The sequence below is a fragment of the Hyphomonas sp. ske169 genome (genome assembly GCF_056850855.1).
The window spans coordinates 1,607,831-1,628,039 of the sequence record NZ_CP096146.1; the positions used below are offsets into that span (position 1 = coordinate 1,607,831).

24 protein-coding genes are annotated in these 20,209 nt (G+C 55.7%); 14 read left to right on the forward strand and 10 right to left on the reverse strand.

Annotated elements, in window-relative coordinates:
* Nucleotides 1-87: 87 nt before the first annotated feature.
* The gene (locus MY069_RS07710; RefSeq protein WP_482796493.1) at nt 88-906 is read left to right on the forward strand and encodes a PhzF family phenazine biosynthesis protein; all 819 of its coding nucleotides are present in this window, start codon (nt 88-90) and stop codon (nt 904-906) included.
* Here the strand turns inward: MY069_RS07710 and MY069_RS07715 are convergent.
* Nucleotides 901-1,815, reverse strand: a complete 915-nt coding sequence (locus MY069_RS07715; protein ID WP_482796494.1) for a DMT family transporter — start codon at nt 1,813-1,815, stop codon at nt 901-903. The two genes, MY069_RS07710 and MY069_RS07715, sit on opposite strands and share 6 nt — an antisense overlap.
* A 169-nt stretch (nt 1,816-1,984) precedes the next feature.
* Here MY069_RS07715 and MY069_RS07720 point away from each other — a divergent pair, with 169 nt between their 5' ends.
* On the forward strand, nt 1,985-3,298 hold the full coding sequence (locus MY069_RS07720) for an NAD(P)-binding protein (RefSeq protein ID WP_482796495.1): 1,314 nt from the start codon (nt 1,985-1,987) through the stop codon (nt 3,296-3,298).
* Here MY069_RS07720 and MY069_RS07725 read toward each other — a convergent pair.
* A complete protein-coding gene (locus MY069_RS07725) occupies nt 3,281-3,910 on the reverse strand; it encodes a hypothetical protein (RefSeq protein WP_482796496.1) in 630 nt (209 codons plus the stop codon). The genes MY069_RS07720 and MY069_RS07725 overlap by 18 nt on opposite strands.
* A 101-nt stretch (nt 3,911-4,011) precedes the next feature.
* On the opposite strand from MY069_RS07725, the gene murI reads away from it, so the two are divergent.
* Both murI and MY069_RS07735 read left to right on the forward strand, forming a co-directional pair.
* The gene (gene murI, locus MY069_RS07730) at nt 4,012-4,821 is read left to right on the forward strand and encodes a glutamate racemase (protein WP_482796497.1); all 810 of its coding nucleotides are present in this window, start codon (nt 4,012-4,014) and stop codon (nt 4,819-4,821) included.
* Between the two features lie 48 nt (nt 4,822-4,869).
* Nucleotides 4,870-6,036, forward strand: a complete 1,167-nt coding sequence (locus MY069_RS07735; protein WP_482796498.1) for a substrate-binding domain-containing protein — start codon at nt 4,870-4,872, stop codon at nt 6,034-6,036.
* Here MY069_RS07735 and MY069_RS07740 read toward each other — a convergent pair.
* Nucleotides 5,957-6,454 carry a prolyl-tRNA synthetase associated domain-containing protein gene (locus MY069_RS07740; RefSeq protein ID WP_482796499.1) on the reverse strand — a complete coding sequence of 166 codons (498 nt, stop codon included), beginning with the start codon at nt 6,452-6,454 and terminating at the stop codon, nt 5,957-5,959. The genes MY069_RS07735 and MY069_RS07740 overlap by 80 nt on opposite strands.
* Before the next feature lie 56 nt (nt 6,455-6,510).
* On the opposite strand from MY069_RS07740, the gene MY069_RS07745 reads away from it, so the two are divergent.
* Nucleotides 6,511-7,245: a DUF6065 family protein gene (locus MY069_RS07745; RefSeq protein WP_482796500.1), complete on the forward strand. Its 735-nt coding sequence runs from the start codon at nt 6,511-6,513 to the stop codon at nt 7,243-7,245.
* Between the two features lie 75 nt (nt 7,246-7,320).
* Nucleotides 7,321-8,259: a DUF4349 domain-containing protein gene (locus MY069_RS07750; RefSeq protein ID WP_482796501.1), complete on the forward strand. Its 939-nt coding sequence runs from the start codon at nt 7,321-7,323 to the stop codon at nt 8,257-8,259.
* A gap of 17 nt (nt 8,260-8,276) precedes the next feature.
* On the opposite strand, the gene MY069_RS07755 is transcribed toward MY069_RS07750, so the two are convergent.
* Nucleotides 8,277-9,005, reverse strand: a complete 729-nt coding sequence (locus MY069_RS07755) for a response regulator (RefSeq protein WP_482796502.1) — start codon at nt 9,003-9,005, stop codon at nt 8,277-8,279.
* Between the two features lie 114 nt (nt 9,006-9,119).
* Between MY069_RS07755 and MY069_RS07760 the strand changes: the two genes are divergently transcribed.
* A complete protein-coding gene (locus MY069_RS07760; protein WP_482796503.1) occupies nt 9,120-9,290 on the forward strand; it encodes a NepR family anti-sigma factor in 171 nt (56 codons plus the stop codon).
* On the opposite strand, the gene MY069_RS07765 is transcribed toward MY069_RS07760, so the two are convergent.
* Genes MY069_RS07765 through ftsH form a run of 3 tightly spaced genes read right to left on the reverse strand, consistent with a single transcriptional unit; the run spans nt 9,287 to nt 12,487 of the window.
* Nucleotides 9,287-10,288: a sensor histidine kinase gene (locus MY069_RS07765; RefSeq protein WP_482796504.1), complete on the reverse strand. Its 1,002-nt coding sequence runs from the start codon at nt 10,286-10,288 to the stop codon at nt 9,287-9,289. The two genes, MY069_RS07760 and MY069_RS07765, sit on opposite strands and share 4 nt — an antisense overlap.
* A gap of 39 nt (nt 10,289-10,327) precedes the next feature.
* Nucleotides 10,328-10,561 (reverse strand): BolA family protein, encoded by a 234-nt coding sequence (locus MY069_RS07770; RefSeq protein WP_482796505.1) that lies wholly within the window; start codon nt 10,559-10,561, stop codon nt 10,328-10,330.
* Nucleotides 10,562-10,564: 3 nt separating this feature from the next.
* Nucleotides 10,565-12,487, reverse strand: coding sequence for an ATP-dependent zinc metalloprotease FtsH (gene ftsH, locus MY069_RS07775; protein ID WP_482796506.1), 1,923 nt, complete (start codon nt 12,485-12,487; stop codon nt 10,565-10,567).
* A gap of 148 nt (nt 12,488-12,635) precedes the next feature.
* Here ftsH and MY069_RS07780 point away from each other — a divergent pair, with 148 nt between their 5' ends.
* The 3 genes from MY069_RS07780 (at nt 12,636) to MY069_RS07790 (ending at nt 15,254) form a co-directional block, all read left to right on the forward strand.
* Nucleotides 12,636-13,925 (forward strand): TAXI family TRAP transporter solute-binding subunit, encoded by a 1,290-nt coding sequence (locus tag MY069_RS07780; RefSeq protein WP_482796507.1) that lies wholly within the window; start codon nt 12,636-12,638, stop codon nt 13,923-13,925.
* A 103-nt stretch (nt 13,926-14,028) separates the two neighbouring features.
* Nucleotides 14,029-14,793, forward strand: coding sequence for an SDR family NAD(P)-dependent oxidoreductase (locus tag MY069_RS07785; protein WP_482796508.1), 765 nt, complete (start codon nt 14,029-14,031; stop codon nt 14,791-14,793).
* Between the two features lie 83 nt (nt 14,794-14,876).
* The gene (locus tag MY069_RS07790) at nt 14,877-15,254 is read left to right on the forward strand and encodes a hypothetical protein (protein WP_482796509.1); all 378 of its coding nucleotides are present in this window, start codon (nt 14,877-14,879) and stop codon (nt 15,252-15,254) included.
* 20 nt (nt 15,255-15,274) lie between these two features.
* Here MY069_RS07790 and MY069_RS07795 read toward each other — a convergent pair whose 3' ends face one another.
* The gene (locus MY069_RS07795; protein WP_482796510.1) at nt 15,275-15,910 is read right to left on the reverse strand and encodes a peroxiredoxin; all 636 of its coding nucleotides are present in this window, start codon (nt 15,908-15,910) and stop codon (nt 15,275-15,277) included.
* A 123-nt stretch (nt 15,911-16,033) separates the two neighbouring features.
* On the opposite strand from MY069_RS07795, the gene MY069_RS07800 reads away from it, so the two are divergent.
* Nucleotides 16,034-16,552: a SixA phosphatase family protein gene (locus MY069_RS07800; protein ID WP_482796511.1), complete on the forward strand. Its 519-nt coding sequence runs from the start codon at nt 16,034-16,036 to the stop codon at nt 16,550-16,552.
* 64 nt (nt 16,553-16,616) lie between these two features.
* Here the strand turns inward: MY069_RS07800 and MY069_RS07805 are convergent, their stop codons facing one another.
* Nucleotides 16,617-16,805 (reverse strand): hypothetical protein, encoded by a 189-nt coding sequence (locus tag MY069_RS07805; RefSeq protein ID WP_482796512.1) that lies wholly within the window; start codon nt 16,803-16,805, stop codon nt 16,617-16,619.
* A 448-nt stretch (nt 16,806-17,253) separates the two neighbouring features.
* Nucleotides 17,254-17,847 carry a deoxyribodipyrimidine photo-lyase gene (locus MY069_RS07810; protein WP_482796513.1) on the reverse strand — a complete coding sequence of 198 codons (594 nt, stop codon included), beginning with the start codon at nt 17,845-17,847 and terminating at the stop codon, nt 17,254-17,256.
* A gap of 259 nt (nt 17,848-18,106) precedes the next feature.
* Here MY069_RS07810 and MY069_RS07815 point away from each other — a divergent pair, with 259 nt between their 5' ends.
* From MY069_RS07815 to MY069_RS07825, 3 genes are all read left to right on the forward strand, one after another.
* Entirely contained in the window at nt 18,107-19,492 is a 1,386-nt protein-coding gene (locus MY069_RS07815) for a glycosyltransferase (protein ID WP_482796514.1), read from the forward strand.
* On the forward strand, nt 19,450-19,680 hold the full coding sequence (locus MY069_RS07820) for a hypothetical protein (RefSeq protein WP_482796515.1): 231 nt from the start codon (nt 19,450-19,452) through the stop codon (nt 19,678-19,680). The genes MY069_RS07815 and MY069_RS07820 overlap by 43 nt, the downstream gene beginning before the upstream one ends.
* Before the next feature lie 68 nt (nt 19,681-19,748).
* Nucleotides 19,749-20,138 (forward strand): SnoaL-like domain-containing protein, encoded by a 390-nt coding sequence (locus MY069_RS07825; protein WP_482796516.1) that lies wholly within the window; start codon nt 19,749-19,751, stop codon nt 20,136-20,138.
* Nucleotides 20,139-20,209 lie beyond the last annotated feature (71 nt).

Here is a 20,209-nt window from a genome sequence, read left to right on the forward strand (position 1 = left end):
GCAACACTGATCGACCGCTTAGAAATCATGGTTTGTGCTTTACTGGTGCGTGTGACAGCTTCCGCCTCCTAAACACAGGAGGTTTCGATGGCACCCATTCCTTTTGCACAAATCGACGCGTTTGCGAGCAAGACCTTTGAAGGCAATCAGGCCTGTGTGATGCCGCTCGAGGCCTTTCTGCCAGATGAAACGCTGCAAAAGATCGCCGCCGAAAACAATGTCGCGGAAACCGCCTTCATTGTGCCCTTAGGCGACGGCGCTTGGGAGCTGCGTTGGTTTACTCCAGCCGTGGAAGTGCCGCTTTGCGGGCATGCAACGCTCGCATCCGGCCACTATCTTTATACGATTGGCGGCTATGACGGCGCTCAAATCCGGTTCCAGACGCGCAAATCCGGCGATCTTTTTGTGTCACGCATGGAAGATGGTCGGCTCGAAATGGATTTTCCATCGCAGCCGATCGCTGACACGGACGTCGATGCCGAAATCTCCGCAGCGCTCGGCAAGTCGCCCGTTCAAGCCTTTGCTGGGCCTTGTTATGTGTCGGTCTATGAAACTGCGGCGGAGATCAGAGCTCTATCGCCGGACCTTGAACGGCTCAAAACCTTGGGCAGCAAGGATGCGAATTGGGGGCTTGGTAACTTTGGCTGCCTCGCGCTGGATGGCGACGAGGTTGATGTCACAAGCCGTTTCTTTGCTCCTGGCAGCGGCATTCCAGAAGATCCCGCCACGGGCAGTTGGCACTGTATGATCGCACCTTTGGTCGAACGCTTGACCGGGAAGACAGAAGCAACCTGTTTCCAGGCCTATCCTGGACGCGGCGCCTATATCGAGACGGAGTTGGTCGGGGATCGGGTCAAACTTCGCGGCCAGAGCGTGACGGTGATCGAAGGGCTATTTCACTTATAGCCGGGGCGCGCTGGCCCTTTGGGAAACCCAAACCCCGCCAAGGATCAGCGCGAAGGCAACGAACGCGTTCCAGCTTTGCATCTCTGCAAAGGCGAAATAACCGACCACCGCTGAACAGATCGGAATTGTGTAGCCTGTCAGGGATATGAAGGTCGCGCTGGTCCGCTGAATTAGGATAACATAAAGCAGTGACGCCATCGCCGTCGGTCCAATGGCAAGCCCAATCACGCCAGCAATTGCGCTGCCGGATGGCTGGAGCGTGTCATAGTCAACGAACGCGAGAAGCGGCCATGAGATCACCGCGCCGAAGCAGAGAAATCCAGCCGAGAACACGAAGGGTGGAATGTCTTTGGCAAAGCGGGCGGTGATTGAGGAGGTGGCATAGAAGAACGTCGCGAGCAAACACAGAGCTTGCGCCAGCACGCTGGCCGAGCCGAACGAGGCAATCGCTTCTGGCCCAAACAGAATGGCGACCCCGGCAAACCCAACCAATATCCCGAGCACTTTGCGCACATGCATTCGGTCATCATGGAAGGCAAAATGCGCCATCACCGCGACGAAGAGCGGCGCAGCCGAGACATAGAGCGCTGCCAGGCTAGAATCGACGGTTTGCTGGGCGATTGTGATCAACAAAAATGGTGCGACCGTGCCGACAAAGCCCATCAGCGCCATTGCCAGCCATGTCCGCCATTGGCCTAAACGCGGCCACGCTTGACCGCTGATCAAGGCGACAATCAGCAGGAGGACCGCTCCACCGGTGAGACGAATTGGAATAATCAGCTGGGGCGGCAAACCGGCGCTTGGGTCAGATTGGCTCACTGCCAGGCGCGTGAACGCATAGGCTGCGCTCCACAAGGCGGTCAGCACAGCGAATAGGATCCAATCTGTTGGGGTGCGTGTTTCGCGCATCTGCCTCACCGCAAGTCTCGCATCGCATTAAGCGGCGGAGGGTCGAGGTCAAGCGCCTGAAGCGGTGATGCGATGTTTTGCAGTAATCGAGTTTATTTATTGTTATTGTATTTCTTATTACTTGTTCTTGTTGAGCTTTAAAAAGTAACCGATATTGCATTGTGATTATTTGATCATTGGATCAGGCATCAGTAGTCTGATAGCTGCAAGTATAATTCTGCGCAAACCCAATGCGCGGATCATTATTACCGATCGCTATGACCGACCCGGCGGCGCCTGGAATGATGCATACGGGCATGCCCAGCTTGAATATGATCCCGCGGATTTTGGTATCCCGTCTTATCCCATGAGCGCTTTCTTAGCGGCTCAACCCCATCGCGCTACGGGGTCACAGATCGGCCCACCCACGGTTCTGGAATATGCCGATGCGGTGATGCGAGATCACATTCTGGCCTCGGGCCGCGCTGCATATTTCCCGGCTCATGAGTATTTGGGAAGCGGTCGCATTCGGCCGATTGGCGAGGCCAGGTTCAAACAGATCAAGATTGCCAAAAAGGTGATCAGTGCAACCCGAAACGGCCGTTGGTCGCGCCTGCAACATGTTCCCTGCCTGAGTTATGAGAACGAGATCGACATTGTCAGCCCACACGCGTTGGCGGAAGACGTGCGCCATTTAGAAAGCGACTATCAGCGATATTGCATCATTGGGGCCGGCACCTCGGGCACAGATACAGCGCTGTACTTGCTTAGCAGCGGTATTCATTCCGATCGAATTTGCTGGGTGAAACCCCGGGAAGCCTGGTTTTTGGACCCCTCAATTGCTAATCCGCGTATCGCCCTCAACTTAGCAAACCTGGTTCAAGAAGCAGTCAATGTGGAGACGCTTTTCGCGCTCATGGTGCAGCGCGGACATACGGGGCGAGCCAGCACTGACATCACCCCAAGCATGCATCATGCGGCGCCGAAACCCTTGTCCGACTTGGCCTCGCTGGGCGCGATCACGCAGATCATCCGCAAAGGCCATGTTCGCCAGATCGTTCCGCAAGGCTTGGTTTTGAACGAAGGCGAGGAAGGCATGCCGAAGCAAACGCTGTATATCGATTGTTCGGCCAAACCGGTTTTGCCGCGTGCGTTGCCGGCCATTTTCCAAAAAGACGAAATCAATCTGCAAGCTTGCGCCCTTGCTGATCCATGTCTGTCGGCCCGGATGATCGCTGAGATCGAACTTTTGCCGGGGCCAAACAATGTAAAGAATGCGCTCTGCCGGCCGCTTGCACGTCCAGATACGCCCTTGGATTTTGTCCGAGCGTTGCAGCAAAGTTTCGCCAATCAAAGCGCTTGGGGACGCCATCCGAGCCTTAGGCACTGGCGATCAACCTCCCCCAACCAAGTCCTAACACCCGAACCGGAAACCTTTGCGGCTGCCAGCCAGTGGTTACAGAGCCTTATCGCCCGCCGCGCGCCCTCAATGGACGAGGGCTGATCCATTTGCGGTCAGCGCGCGCGCCTGCTTGATCCACTTCTCTCGGGCCACGCGTCCGTTAAAGGCGAGATTCTCATCCACCCAGCGCGCCTCGGTCTCTGACCAAGCGGCAATTTGCTTGAAGTGATAGATCCCGAGATCGTTGAGGCGGGTGGAGAGTTTTGGACCAATGCCCTTGATCCGGGTCAAATCATCCGCGGTGCCGTCCGGCGCTGGTAGCAGTTCCGGCGCAATTTGTTTTGCTGGCGTTTTCGGAGCAGGCGGCGTCGCTGCCGCATAGCCAGACTGGCGCTGGAATTTGTCGAACCAATCGACCAAGGCCGACCCCGTCATATTGCTCGGCACTTGAACCCAGCCGGGCAAGCCCTCCAATAAGCGCGCCGTGTTTTGCCAATGCCGCAAATTCATATCTGAGAACGTCCGCAACAGCTCGCTTGTCAGCGTATCTGCATCGGCCTCTAGGCCACGTTTGCCGCTCGGCGTTCCATTGATTTGATTGGCAACGATTCGTGATGTCCGCTGGGAAAAGTCGACCCAGGTCTTGAAGCTTTCTTGCCAATATTCAAATGGAGATAAAGGCGCTGCGTCTTGGGGCAGATTCTGATCAGACATGGCAGGCTCCAACGCTTTGCTGCGGCGCACAATAACAAGTCCCTTGAAAGAGAGCAAGCATTGACAATTCCCAGCTCAAACAAACCACGTTACCAGAAGCCATGACCAATCAACTGACCGGCAATGTTCTTGTTTTCGATTCTGGTATGGGCGGCTTGACCGTTGCGCGAGAATTGCAGGCTTTAGCGCCGACCCTGTCAGTCGATTATGCCGCCGATAGCGGCTTCTTTCCGTATGGTAATAAGTCCGACGCCGAGTTGCGCGACCGCTTGCCCAAAGTCGCGAAAGCGCTGTGCCAAGTGGCGCGGCCGGATGTGTTTGTCATTGCCTGCAATACGGCCAGCACGCTTGCTCTGGAAGAAGTTCGCGCGGTCTTGGACATTCCTGTGGTCGGCACGGTCCCGGCAATCAAGCCCGCTGCCGCCCGGACCCGGACAGGGACGATAGGCCTGCTCGCGACGCCGGGCACGGTGCAGCGCGACTATACGGCAAAACTGATCGAGGATTTCGCCAAAGAGGCGCGCGTGATCATGCATGGCTCGGTCGCTTTGGTACGGATGGCCGAACAAATCGCCTCTGGCGAAGCGGTGTCTCTAGAGGCGTTTCGAGACGCCCAGTCCCCTTTATTCGGGGCTGATGGCGGTGACGACATCGACACGGTGGTCTTGGCGTGTACGCATTTTCCGCTCATTCGCGGTGAACTGGCCGCCACAGTACCGCGACCAGTGACCTTTATCGATAGCGGCGAAGCGATTGCGCGCCAAACGCTTCGAGTCTTGCCCAAGAGTGCTCGATCCGGCCATGAAGGCGGACACGTCTGGCTGACCAGTCTGCCAAACAAGCAAGCCCGCCTGATCGAAGTGTGCCGGCGCTTTGGCTATGAGTCGGTTGATTTCATCGCTGTCGAATAACGAGCGGCAATCATCTTGCTGTCACACAATCGATCTAAGACGCCGCCAATGCCGGTCTCGGAGCACGTTTTGCGTTACGCCTTTGCCATCATCGCCCTGTTTGGGATCACCGCGTGCGGTCCGAGCACCGATCTGTCCAGCTTGCCGGAACAAGAATTCGCCGTGCCGCTGGAAGCCATGGGCGATGCAAAAAAAATCAAAATCGTCGGCTCCTCTACGGTCGCGCCATTTTCGACGACAGTGGCTGAGCAATTTGGAGCGGTCTCGCCGCATCCTGCGCCAATTGTCGAAACCACAGGCACCGGCGGCGGGTTTAAAGCCTTCTGCAGTGCAATTGGTCCAGATGAGCCGTCCATCATCAATGCCTCGCGCAAAATCAAAGATGGCGAACGCGCACTTTGTCTAGATGCAGGGATCACCGATCCGTTTGAGCTGAAAATCGGCTATGACGGCATCGTTCTAGCGAACGCGAAGCTGGGTCCAGACTTAAATCTCACTAAAACCGAGATCTTCACCGCACTTGCCGCTGAGTTGCCAGACGGGTCGGGCGGTTGGCAGGCCAACCCGCATCGTTTTTGGAGCGAGATCAACCCTGAGCTGCCAAATATGCGCATCTTGGTGTCAGGACCACCGCCAACCTCTGGCACAAGAGACGCCTTTGCTGAGATCGTCATGGAACGCGGCGCGGTTGGGGTGCCTGAATTTCAGGCTCTACGAGACAGCAATCCAGCAGCGTTCTCCACGCGCGCTCGGGAAATACGCAATGATGGCGCTTGGATCGATAGTGGCGAGAATGACAGCTCGATTATCAACACGCTCCTGCGTAATGAGGATTCTGTTGGGGTGCTCGGCTATTCCTTCCTGGAACAGAATCTCGACCGGGTGAAAGGCGGCAAGATCGGGGACGTCGCGCCGACTTTTGAGAATATTTCCAGTGGCGATTATGGCGTCTCCCGCAGCATGTATGTCTATGTGAAACGCGAAAATCTGACCATTGTGCCGGGGCTGTTTGAGTTCATTGAAGAGTTCACCCAGGAAGATGCTTGGGGACCAGATGGTTATTTGGCAGAAAAAGGCCTGATCCCGCTGCCGCAAGACGAACGGGTCCTGATCCGCGCGTCTGTCTTGGAGGCGCTTAGAGCGTCGAAAAGTCCACAACCGTCAGAGAATGCCCCGTCGCCTCAACAAACCGTCGAAGATCTTCCTGCGCAATAGAGGTCGTCGCGGTGTTGACCAGCGGGTGGAAATTAACTCTGTCGAAGCCCATCAGCGCGGCGTCAGCGATGAACCGGACGCGTTGATCTTTATCATTCATCAGCGCGAATGCGGTCACAGACCCTGGCTCGATCCCTAAACACTCGACCATCAGTTCAGCGCTCGCAAATGATAGACGCCGTGTCCCGATCAGCTTGTGCAATTGATTGAGTTTCAACTGACTGTCCGCCCAAGCTGAGATCAGGACGATCGTGCCGTCCTTGTCTTTCATGAACAGGTTTTTGCTGTGCCCGCCCGGCATCGAGGCTTTGAGATGACGCCCCTCCTCTACGGTAAAGGTGGCGGCATGCTCGACCGTGTGATGGACAATCCCAAGGTCATCAAGATAGGCGAAAAGGTCAGATGGGCTTGCAGACATACCGGCCTTGGGGCAGGAAATCGACAAACGGTCAAGCCCAGGATGAGAGACCAGCCATGCACCTAGATTGCTATAAAATTTATGATGTCGCGCCTGAGATCGTTCCGGGACGCAGCAATCGGGACTGGATGGATGCGTTCCCAGATCGGCAACCCTACCGCTGCTTGCCGCTCTCCATGGCCAATTCAACCGGCTGGGAAATTTTGTGTCCGATGGACCTTAAGATCATTTGGAATGGCGGTCCTGGCAAAGATGATATCTCGTTTAAGACACGCGGGGATCCGCGGGCGATACCCTCGTTTGCGGACAGTCACTTTCAGCGCGGCATTGTCACCTTTCATACCGGACACTTGTTCCGGACGCCTCCCGGCTGGGGCCTAATGACCATGGGCGCGCCGAACTTTTTCAAAGACGGGATCGCGCCACTGACGGGGCTGGTTGAAACTGATTGGCTGCCCTTCCCGTTTACGATGAACTGGCAAATGACGCGTCCAGGAGAAGTGATCTTCGAGAAAGGCGAGCCATTTTGCTTCATCGTGCCGATCGAGCATGGCAAGCTTGAAGAGATCGAACCGGAGCGGAAATTGCTGAGCAGCAATCCGGAGTTGGAAAAAGACTTTCATGGCTGGGCAGAAAGCCGCGGCGAGTTCAATAAGAGACTGGTTTCAGGCGATAAAGAAGCGGTCGAAGCGGGCTGGCAGCGCCATTATATGCGCGGCGAGAAGCAAACCGGCGACAAGGTCGATAGTCATGTCACCAAACGCCGCCTCAAGCCTCCGAAAGACGTTTAGGGCCAGAACGCCTTGATTTCGATCCCGATTTCGCCCTGATTGAACCCCAGAATTGTAAGGGTGATGGAGGACAAGATGAAATTGCGCACCTGGATGCTGGCATTTGGAACGTTAGGACTGGCCGCTTGTGGCGGCGGGAATTCATATGATGAAGCCGGGTTTGAGCCCGCAGCGCCATCGCCAGTGATGGCCGATGAAGCTATGGAATTCGATGGTGGCGCGCGTCTGAAAAGCGCCGGAGCGCCACAAATGGAGCCCGCGCCGACGACACCCACCTCCGGAGAGCCGTCGGTTGAGCAATATATTGCCTGTAGCCACAATCTCGGTCTGACCTTGCCCAAAGGCGGCGTCGACCCGATGATGGCTGCCCATACCGCAGCCTGCCGCAGCGCCGGCACCAATACGTGTATCGTCATCAATTCCAATATTTACAGCCAGGAAGAAGACTTTGCTTCTGGCAATCTATCTATCCGCGCAACGCCGGATTGGATTGAAAGCTTTATGGCGGGTGTTGAAGCCGATGCTGAATCCGCAGGTGGCGAGATCACCCAGCGCTCGACCAATGCCGAAGACCTAACCCGTCAAATCATCGATACGGGCGCCCGCCTGGAGGCTCAAAAAACGCTGCAAGGGCGCTTGCTCAATCTGCTCGAGCGCCGCGATGGTGAGCTCGGGGAGTTGCTGCAAATCGAGCGGGAATTGGCGCGCGTCACCGGAGACATTGAGAGCATTGAAGCGCAATTGAAGACGCTGCGTCTGCGGGTCTCCATGTCATCTTTGACAATTGGTTATCAGACCAAAGTTCCCGCCTTTAGCGGCTCTCGCGAAAACCCGCTTGGGGAAGCGTTTGGAGACTTTTTCTACAATCTTTCCAGCGCCATTGCCGCGGTCATCACGGCCTTTGCAGTGGGCTTGCCATGGATCTTGTTGCTCGCGCTGTTCTTGTGGATTTGGTTGAAGCTGATTTGGCCGCGTCTGCGCGGGCGCAAAGGAAAAACCAAGCCTCAGAGCTAATCCGCGAATTTGATCGGCTATGCGCTTTGCACATTGATCAGCGCGTGGCCGATCACCGCTTTTAGATAGTCCGGATTGAACGGTTTGGTGATCAAATAGGATGGCCCCTCATTCATTGAGGAGAGGTATTTTTCTGGATAGGCGGTGACGAACACAACCGGCACCGATTCAGGAAGCTGCATATCCGCGATCGCATCTGTTCCCATGGAGCCGTCAGCCAAGTGAATATCGCACAAGACGATATCTGGCTTATGCGCCGCATTCATCGACACGGCCTGCCCCGCGGTCGTCGCGATCCCGACGACGCGATGACCTAAGCCTTCTGCGATCCGCTTTAATTGAGCCGAGATGAAGGGTTCATCTTCGATGATTAGCATGCCGGTTGCTGTAGAAGCGGCAAAATCTTTTTCGGCCATTTCCATCAATTCGAGAAGTTCATCCCGCCGAACCCGCAAGACGCGGCAGGCAACGGGCAGCGGGAATCCTTCGACGGCCGTTAGCAATAGCGCGCGCCGTGCTTTCGCCTGCCGGGTCAATTGAATCCGGTGGAGCTCTTCGTCGAGCAGTTGAAAAAGGCCTTCGCGATCATAGGCATCAAAGTCAAAATCGGGGTGCAGGGACCGCTCTAAAAGCTGTTCCAAACTTCGTTCAACACAGGCGTCGCCAATTTGCGTGTCCCCCGTCGCTGCACGCGCGTATCGGCGCAGATATGGAACCAATTTCTCTATTCGCTCGGAAGCCCACATGATTTTATTTCTCCCAATAAAGACAACTGCTTAAAGCAGATTGACCTTTCGGTGGAGTCTCTGAGTTATGGTCCTGCAAATCGACGAATAGCTTGCTCAAGGGGAGGGGTGACTTTGATCGATCGAAAAAAAGTCGCCAAGCCCGCTTCAGATGAAGCTGAGGAGACGCTGGCTGCAGCGCTTCGCCGAAAATATCAGGCCGTTCAAGACGAGAAAATTCCAGACCGTTTGCAGCGCCTGATTGACGCGCTGAAAGAAGCCGAACGCAGCACGAAGAAGAGTTAAGCGCGTTCAAACTCGATTTCCCCCGTGGCTGAGTGTGATACAACTGGCACGCTGAACTGTACATCTAGGCCATCTGGCTTGAAGGCAAAGTCAACGTCGACATTTGGCATCATGTCGAACATCTGAAATCCAAATCCAGTCTTCTCTGGAGACCGGATGTCTTCCAATCCGGATTCAGTCCACTGCGCATGAAAACGATCTTTGTCTATCCACCATCGCAAACAGAGCTCCCCTTTTTCTGACGTTAGAAAGCCGTACTTTGAGGCATTAGTGATCAATTCGTGCACCAGCATCGAGGTGAACTTACTCGCCCTAACGGATAGCGTGATCGGCTCGCCCTCAATTTTGACGCGATCGAGGACCGGTCCAGCATAGGGTTCAAGCTCTGTGCGCAATATGGATTCAAAATCCAATCCTTGCCAATGCGAGTCGGTCAGCGCTGCGAAATTTCGGCTCATTGCACCTAGCCGACCATTGAAGCTCGTGAGGAAGCTTTCAATGTCATTCGACATCATGCCCGTCTGATCGGCGACGGATTGCACCACTGCCAGTGTGTTCCGAACTCGGTGGTTGAGCTCGGCGGTGACCAAATCACGTTGCCCCCGAAGCGCTTCGCGTTCGGTGACGTCTTCGGCCCGCTGAACCAAATATTGGACATGCCCCTCGTCACAATGAATCGGGAATTGCGCAATTTGCCAGATGCGCTCCTCAACCCGACCGTCGGGCAAATCTAAGCGATAAGGTTGCGCTTCGAGTTGAGTGGCTGCGCCGGCAAGCGTTCGTTCAAAAATTTCACGGATCTGGGCAACCCGCTCTGGCGTGTCTGGAAACACGTCAAACACAAAGTGTCCGAGAAGCTGTTCACGGCTGCGCTGCACGGCCCGGCAATAGACCTCATTGGCGTCTACATATACGAGATTTGCATCCAATATCATCGCCGCATTCGGCATGCGGTGAAAAATTGTCTTATGAAGATCCGCAGTCATTTCACCCAACATTAGGGTGAGTCTTTCAGCCGTCGAGCCGTTTTTTGCTGCTTATGCAGGGGCGCGGGTTTTGAGCGCGAGCGCGTGCAATTCGCCGCCCATGTTCCCCTTCAGCGCAGCATAGACCATCTGGTGCTGAGCCACGCGCGTCTTGCCTTTGAATTGCGGCGAGATGATCTCTGCTTGCCAATGATCATTATCACCAGCGAGATCAGTCAGGGTAATCTCAGCGTCCGGGAAGGCTTCTGTTAGGAAGCCTTCCAAAGTTTCACGGGTCATCGCCATGGGTTAAGCGGGCTCCGGCTCGCCGCCAAAATCACTGCTTTTGTCCTTACGGCGCTTGCCGATGACCGGCACAGCTGCGTTTGGACGTGGCGGTTCGTCCGGCTCGTCTGGCCGCTCAGGCAGTTTGCCGTCATTGATCAGCGCCCGGATTTCGTCCCCGGTAAGCGTCTCATATTCAAGCAAGGCTTCAGCGAGCGCGCTCCACTGATCGCGGAATTTGGTCATCACGTCGCGCGCATCATCCATGCCCTTTTGGATCAGCTTGCGCACTTCTTCTTCGATCTTCTTGGAGGTTTCTTCCGAGACAGAAGACGACTGAACCAGCTGCTGGCCGAGGAAAACCTGGCCTTGATCTTCCCCATAGTCGACTGGCCCGATCTCATCAGAGAGGCCCCAGCGCGTCACCATGGCGCGTGCCAGGCGGGTCGCCTGCTGAATGTCAGAGGCCGCGCCAGCGGTGACAGCATCATCGCCAAACTTCTCTTCTTCCGCGACCCGGCCGCCCATAATAATCGCGAGGCGAGAGGTCATTTCGATCCGGCTCATGGACAGTTTATCATCCTCGGGCAATTGCATGACCATGCCGAGCGCGCGGCCACGTGGAATGATCGTCGCTTTGTGCACAGGATCGGCCTTTGGCACTTTCATCGCCACGATGGCGTGGCCTGCTTCGTGCCAGGCGGTGAGCTCTTTTTCATCCTGGCTCATCACCATAGAGCGGCGCTCTGGGCCCATCAGGACCTTGTCTTTGGCGTCTTCAAACTCGGACATGGCGACCACACGCTTGCCGCGCCGGGCGGCCAAAAGCGCCGCTTCATTGACCAAGTTTGCGAGATCCGCCCCTGAGAAACCAGGCGTCCCGCGAGCAATGATCTTAGGCTCAACATCTTTCGCCAGAGGTACATTGCGCATGTGAACTTTGAGGATCTTCTCACGCCCAATCACGTCTGGATTGCCGACCGTGACCTGGCGGTCGAACCGGCCCGGCCGCAGAAGCGCAGGGTCGAGCACGTCTGGGCGGTTGGTCGCCGCGACGATGATAATCCCGTCATTCGCTTCAAACCCGTCCATCTCGACAAGCAGCTGGTTGAGCGTCTGCTCTCGCTCATCATTGCCGCCGCCAAGTCCGGCGCCGCGCGACCGGCCAACCGCATCGATCTCGTCAATAAAGATGATGCACGGCGCATTGCGCTTGGCTTGCTCGAACATGTCGCGGACGCGGCTGGCGCCGACGCCGACAAACATCTCAACAAAATCAGAGCCTGAAATCGTAAAGAATGGTACGCCCGCTTCGCCAGCAATCGCGCGGGCGAGGAGCGTTTTACCGGTTCCGGGTGGGCCGACAAGCAGCGCGCCTTTGGGGATCTTGCCGCCAAGGCGCTGGAATTTCGCTGGGTCTTTGAGGAAGTCGACAACTTCTTCGAGTTCTTCTTTGGCTTCATCGACCCCGGCGACATCGTCAAACGTGACGCGGCCTTGCTTCTCTGTCAGCAGGCGGGCGCGGGATTTGCCAAAGCTCATCGCGCCACGGCCACCGCCGCCGCCTTGCATTTGTCGCATGAAGAAAATCAGGATCGCGACGATGAAAATGATCGGCAACAGGCCGACAATCAAATCGCCGAGATTGAAGCCAGTATCAGGGTCATCCACGACTGACGGGACATCAAGCTCAATCATCCGCTCCCGCAAGGCGCCAAGGTCTTGGCTCTTCTGCGCAAAGATCCGCTCATTGCCGGTTGTCACCGCCGTCACCTTGGTCGGGGTGATCGTCACTTCCGCGAGCTGCTTGCTTTCAGCCAGATCATAAATCTCAGAAATATCTACTTTCTGAGCGCCCGCTTGGGACGGGTTGCTTTGCATCACGGCCAGAAGGCCTAAGAGGAGGACTGCGATCAGGCCCCAAACTGCGAGATTCCGCATATTCATCGATCATTCCAGACGTTAGAGAAGTCAGTGATGCCTAATATAGGGGAATGATTTCATGAAAACGACTCAAATCCTGTCAATCTATGCCATAAGCTTCATCTATGGTCACAGTTTGGGCGCCAAAGCGCGCCGAGTTGAGGGTTAATTCATGAAAGATGTGTTGAAGGTTTACGGCCCTCTTGCGGCTGGTTTGCTTATCCTTTTGATCATCACGATGCGTTTCATCGCGCCGCCGCCGCCAATGGACATTCGCTTTGCGGCCGGAGGGGCAGATGGACAATATTACGCACTCGCCCAGCAATATGCTGACGCGCTTAGCGAACATGGAATCACTGTCGAAGTGCTAGAGACGGCCGGAACGGTTGAAAATTTCTCTTTGCTCAAGTCCGGAGAGGCGGACGTCGCGCTGCTGCAAGGCGGGATCGCGAGCGATGAAGATCGCGAGCAGCTTCTCTCCTTAGGCGGCATGTTTGCTGAGCCCTTTTGGGTGTTCGCGCGGGCCGGTGAAGCGATGGATGGCGCCCGTGATTTTGGCGATCTGAAACAGGCGCGGATTGCCGCCGGCGCCGCTGGCTCTGGAACGCGCGCCATGACCGAAAGATTGCAGTCTGAATGGGGCGGCACCTGGCAACCAATCGTGGCGCTGTCTGGCAGCGCGGCTGTGTCTGCGCTCCTGGCCGGTGAGGTCGATGCCGCTGTGTTCACGGCCAGCGTCGAAACCGGCTGTATTCAAGACCTACTAATCCGACCAAATGTTCGCCTGATCGGGATGCAACGCGCAAAAGGCCTGTCCATGCGCGATGATGCGCTGTCGCCTGAGACCTTGTTTGATGGCGTCGTCGATATGGACCGTGACATCCCCGACGGGGATGTCGAACTGATCTCAGCGATTGCGCAGCTTGGTGTCGTTGATGACCTTCACCCTGCTCTGCAATCTGTCTTGTTGGAAGCAGCCGAGACGATCCATAATGGCGGCTCGATCCTCAGCCGGGCAAATAGTTTTCCTGACGAGACGCGGACAGACTTGCCGCTGTCGGATGAAGCACGGCGATATTATCGCAATGGCCCGACCTTCCTGCGCCGCTATTTTTCCTTTGGCTGGGCGAACTTTCTCGAGCGCGCTTGGGTCTTTCTGATCCCATTATTGGCCTTGTTGATCCCATTGGTGCAGATGGCGCCGCCTGTCTATCGCTGGCGCATCCGCCGGAAAATCTATGTCTGGTACAATGATCTGCACGAGCTTGAACGGCGCGGCTTCGACGCCAAAGGCGATGTGGAACGCCAAAGCGTTCTGTCTGATATTCAAGCCATGCAGCACGAAGTTGGTCAGGTGGATGTGCCGGTCTCGTACAATGATGAGCTCTATCATCTGCGCAGCCATATCAATTTCGTCGAAGCCTTGATTGCCCGGCAAGCCGCCAAAACCGGCAATAGCTAACCCGCTTATCAGCAGAGATATTCAGACGGTTTACCACGATCAGGATTGACGATCGCGCCGTCCCAAAGGCATAGTTCCAAAAAAGAACTAAGGAGTCTTTGTCATGAAACCTGTTTGTCTCGTTATCGGCGCCGGTGCAGGCATTGGCGGCACGGTCGGAACCAAGTTTGCCAGCGAAGGCTATCATGCGGTTTTGTGCAGACGCAGCGACAAAGAGGGCCTCGATAAGCTTGTGGACGGCATCAAGTCAGCCGGCGGCGAGGCGACCGGGCTTTTGCTCAATGCGATTGATGACAATGCCATCGAAGACGCTGTCACCCATGTCGAAGCGAATATCGGCCCGATCGAAACGGTAATCTATAATCTTGGCGCGCAGATCGGGGACCGGCCGCTAGAAGACACCAGTTACAAAGCCTTCGAAATGGGCTGGCGGCTGGCGACTTTTGGTCTGTTCCGGCTCGCCAAAACGGTTTGCCCGCTGATGGAAGAGCGCGGCAGCGGGACCATTATCGTGACCTCGGCGACCGCGGCGGTGCGCGGCAATCGTGGCCAGCACTCTCACGCGGCCGCGATGGGCGGGCGCCGGATGCTCTGCCAAACCCTAAATGCGCAATATGCCTCAAAGGGCATCCACGTGACGCATATCCTGGTCGATGGCGCGGTCGATGCGCCCGATACGCTCGGCAAAATGCTGGGGCCAGAATTGTTCCAGAAACTGCGCGAAACCCGCGGCGCAGAAGACGGTTTGCTGATCCCTGCAGAGATGGCGGAAACCTATTATCACGTCGCCACGCAACATCGCTCCGCCTGGACCCATGAGCTCGACTTGCGCGCCTATTCAGATGTCGCTTGGTGGAACCACGTTTAGCGCACGGGTTCTGGACTGTCAGATCCGACAATTGTTGAGCCTTTTCACCGCCATTAGGCCGGTAGTGCGAAAGGACTCAAATTATGCTCTTCAAATCTCTGACTGCCATCGCGCTGGCATCCGCCGCAGGTCTGTTTCTGACCTTGGAAGCTGATGCGAATTCGCGCTTTACGGTCGAAAACCAAACCGAGCTGAAGGCCAATGTCTATATTTATAGCGGCGGCGATTCAGTTTGCAGCTTTGAAGAGAAACTGAAAACAGCTTCCGGGGGTGAGACCGACTCTTATGGCTGCACCGGCAATGGCAAAAACCGCTGCAAGGTACAGCTCTATATAAATGGCAGCAAAATCTGCAAAAAGCAGATGGATACCTGCAGCAACGATTCAAAGAAAATGAACAATGGCGCCAAGGTCACGATCTCTACAGATCGCGACGGTAAATATGTCTGCGCGTTTGAATAGGTGCGCGCCGCGGCTCGTTCCTATTTATTTGGCTGCGGTGTCGTGCGCAGATAAGGCCGGATCTCTTTATAGCCTTTCGGGAAAAGCTTATCGGCTTCGTCATTGCTGACGCTAGGAACGATGATCACGTCTTCGCCATCCTGCCAGTTCACCGGCGTTGCCACTTTATGGTGGTCGGTGAGCTGCAAACTGTCGATCAGGCGCAGGATTTCATCGAAATTCCGACCAGCAGATGGCGGATAAATGATTGAGGCGCGGATCTTTTTGTTCGGGTCGATGACATACACGGCCCGGACGGTGACTTTCGCGTCCGCATTCGGATGGATCATATTGTAGAGCGTCGCCACTTTCTTTTCCGGGTCTCCGATGATCGGAAAATTGACGGTGGTGCCTTGGGTATCTTCGATATCGTCGATCCACTTTTTGTGTTGATCGACAGTATCGACTGAGATCACCAGGGCTTTGGCATTGCGCTCTGCCAGGCGGTCTTTGAGCTTTGCGGTATAGCCGAGCTCTGTCGTGCAAACTGGTGTAAAGTCAGCAGGATGCGAGAAAAACACAACCCAATCATCGCCGATCCAGTCATGGAACCGGATTCGACCAGCAGTGGTTTCAGCTTCAAAATCGGGGGCAGTGTCGCCAAGCAGCAGGCTCATCTGACATCTCCTAGGGAATTGGCTTGATTTCTGCAGCGAAAGTGAGGCCTATGCAGGGGTGTTCCAACCGTGCAAGTCTGACTCGCGGGTTTAGTTTTCCTGCACATTGCTGAAGGGGCGTTGATGAAGCGACTGATTTTAATGCGTCACGCAAAGACCGAGCCCTGGTCAGAGGGGATCGATGATCATGCGCGCGCGCTCACTGCTATTGGCCACGAAGCGGCGCCAGCGATGGCGCGGGCGCTGAAGGCCGAAGGCTGGTCGCCGCAACGCGCCATCGTTTCGACCGCGCGCCGGACGCGTGAAACCTGGACGCACCTCTCGAACACATTCAGCAGCTGTGAGATCTCGCTCGAGGATGATCTTTATCTCGCCGGAGAGCGCGGCATCGCTGATTTGATTGCTGACAATGATGGCGTCGGCACGCTTATCGTGATCGGCCACAATCCCGGCCTGCATGATTTGGCGCTCAGCATTTTGCGCGAAGCGGGCAGTCTTGATCATCAAGCCGCCATTCGAATCGCCGCCAAATTGCCGACCGGCGCGGCGGTCCTGTTTGAAGCCGAACAAGATGGCGCATTCGTGCCAGCGCACTTCCGCTTGCGCAACTTCATCAAGCCCAAAGATCTGCTCGATCTATAAAACCCCACAACGTAAATCGCCCCGCTTTGACGACGGGGCGAGTACGCGCGAGATTTAGACAGGCCTAGCGCGTCGCGAGGCGGCGCTCACGACGGCGACGACGCACCAGAAGATGATCGCGGCCGGAAATTTTCGCTTCCTGCTTCAGCACAGGTAGAATGTGGTCGGCAGGTTCATCTTCGAACATGTCGGTGATGAAGACCGAATCGGCGTCGAGACGGGGTGAGGTGACTTGGGAGGCAGTCGCTTGCATGTGTTTTATCCTTCTTTTTATAGCCCGGTTTCCCGGATCAGAGGACCCTTTTGAGTTCTCTCTGACGAAGACTTATCTAACACACCCCTTATTGTTTTTCAATATGCTCTTATCGTTTTTCGGTAATTTTTTTCAGCCCCTTTTATAGGCCCAAAGACAATTGCTGACCTTTAGACGGCCTATCAGGCGCCTGACTGTGGGGTTTGCGTACGGGTTTTAACCGTTGCGATTGGTGCAATTCTGGCAAGCGCCGGAGAAAACTCTTGATCGAAGCCGCCCGAATATCCTGACCCGCGTGCCGCATTTGATAATGGGCACTATTGGCGGCTTGCCAAACCTCGCGGACCGACAACACGCCGAGCCTGAGAAACGGCTTTAAGACATCATAGAACGCGGCACCGGAATCTGCCTCCGTGATCGCAATACGCTGCGGATCTGAGACCGCCCCTTAAAAGGCGCGCAAGAGCTGTATGGCGCGGCGACGTCCACCTAAATCGCCTTCGATTTGCTCCCCGGCCCCAGCCTGCTCAAATTCCGCCCAGCGCCCAATGCCAATATTCGCCGCTTTTTCAATATCTGGCGTTTCAAACCTTGGACGCGCCATATACGCGTCCCAATGGTGCGCTGCCGAGGTAAATGCGTCCGGTGCTTCAGCTGGTCCAAATTGCGGATAGGTCCGATACGCGACCCCCGCCCGCAACGCCCAAGACTCAATCGGGGGCGCCTCTGCATCCTCAAATGGAACATCATGGAGATGCAGGCTGCGCACACCGTGCAATCGATGCAGTTCAGAAAACACATCTAGCGCTGCCCCTTCGCGGAGATGTAACAACGCGCCGCGTTGTTCTAAACCGATGCGAAGATCGTCTAAAGCCGCGGATCGGCGCGCCGCATCACGATCGCCCGCGCTGTCATTCGATGCGACATAGAGCGCTAAAACCGCCCCACCATCGCGCTCGGCGGCATGGCATGCCCCGCGCAAAGCCGCATGGTCATGGGCGCGAAGATCGTTCCGAAACCAGATGATATGCAATCCACTCATAAGAACATATATAGAACAAGTTCGCGCTTTGTCCACACCCTCACAACAGAATCAATATTAAGGAAATGCAACCTCTGGGCGTTTGAATATTATAAGTATTGATTTCATTATTGTTTCGAGGTGAAAATAAATCGAAAACAATAATGAAGCCTATTCTGGCACCAATCATAATAAAAATCGCACGAGTTCGGAAGATCGACTCACTTCTGAGCACTCTGATACCTTATATGCCCGCCGCGCATCTATCCCGATCGCGCCATTGGATGACGAGCTAACCTACAAGTCGCGGCTCAACGCGCCGCAACAAGCCACAATCAGTATTTGCTTGGCCTGTCTTGGGATTGGCGGCTTACTCTTCCCTGGCGGTGTGGCGCGTATTGCGCCTAGCCTGCTCTTTACCCTCTTTTTCGCGATGATCGCATGGCGCAGCACGCTCCTATTTGCGGGGTGGGTGCTGCGCCGATCGCCGACCGACCGGACGGTGCCGCATACGGCGGATAGCGAGCTTCCCATCTATAGTATTCTAATCCCCGCCTATCGCGAACAGGATCTGATGGGGCAAATCGCGATGGCAATGAACGCGCTCGATTGGCCAGCGGACCGGCTCGATATTATCCTCCTACTCGAAGCCGATGACACCGAAACCCTGATCGCTGCTGAAGCCGCGCCGTTCCCGGCCCAAACACGGCTATGTATCATTCCGCCAGGTGGCCCGCGGACAAAGCCAAACGCGCTCAATCACGGTCTGCACCATGCAATCGGCGACTTCGTGACCGTCTATGATGTCGAAGACCTTCCTGATCCGAGCCAGCTCCGAGCGACCTATCAAGCCTTCAAAAACAGTCCGGCAGGGCTGGTCTGTCTGCAAGCGCCGTTGGTCGCCGACAATGCGGATCAAAGCTGGCTCGCGGCACAATGGGCGCTGGAATATGCGATCCAGTTTCGGCTCCTGCTGCCAGGATTGTCGCTTTATCAGATGCCCCTACTCTTGGGCGGAACCAGCAATCATTTTCGCAAAGAAGCCTTGCTCAGCCTGGGCGGCTGGGATGCCTGGAATGTCACTGAGGATGCTGACCTTGGGATGCGCTTGGCGCGCGCCTCGCTTTGTTCAGCAACGATATCCGTGCCGACTTATGAAGACGCGCCGACCCGCCCGAGCATTTGGATGGCCCAGCGCAGCCGCTGGATTAAGGGCCACATTCAGACATGGCTGGTTCTGATGCGCAAACCGGTAAAAACGTGCCGCCAGATGGGTTTTGTAGCCTTTATTTCAATGCAGCTCTCGCTTGGGGCCGGGATTCTTGCGCCGCTTTTTCATGCGCCCTGTTTCGCCTTTGTCGCGGCCGCACTGGTCTTGCCTGAGTTTGAGCTGGCTTTGGCTGGGAGCCTATTATTAGCCAGTGGGCTGGCGAACGGATTGACAGGCGGGCTCGCCGCGCCCGGACCGTGGACGGTTCAAAGAGTCCTCGCGATCCTAACTCAGCCATTTTATTGGCCGCTTCACTCTTTCGCTGCCTATCGCGCCATTTGGGAGCTTGCGAAGAATCCTTTTTTCTGGGCAAAGACCCCGCATCGTCCGCGACCAGATGAAGGCTTAGAACATTGCTCGACTGGATCATCAGCCTCAGCCTCGCCGCCTGTTTGATTGGGCTGGGTGTGTTTGCGCAATCGAAAATGGGCACCGTCCGCAAAAAAGATCAGCGCCCGCACCAAGTGCCTTGGGGACTGGTCATGATTGCCTGCGTTTTTGGCCTATTCCTTATCGTCGTCCACATCATGAATTTAGTTGGCGTCGATACAGGTCCAGAGAACAGCATGTTCGGGCGCTTCTAATCACCAAAACATAACTTGACTCCTACACTATTTTGTTCTGTTTATGTTCCATACATAAGGAGGACTGAATGCCAACACCACAAGAATTGATGCAACTCGGGCAATCTCTGATCGAACATTGCGATCAGCAAAAGGAAACCGACTTCCAAAACGCTCATTATACAGCCGATGCGATCTCTATGGAGGCGGTGCCGATGCCAAGCGGCAGCGCTGAAGCAGCGGGCCTTGAGGCGATCAAGGCGAAAGGCGAATGGTGGTACAGCGCGCACGAGGTTCACTCCAGCGCCGCCGAGGGGCCATTTGTTCACGGCTCTGACCGATTTAGCGTCATCTTCGATTTAGATGTCACAACCAAGGAGACTGGCGAGCGGATGCAAATGCGCGAGATTGGCACTTATTATGTCAACGAGGCGGGCAAGATCACTCGCGAGGAGTTTGCTTACGCCATCGGCGAGTAAATTCTGCCGCAACGTCAGACATGGTCATCTCCCAGTCGGCTGTCTATGTTCAGCCCACGATAGATTAAACA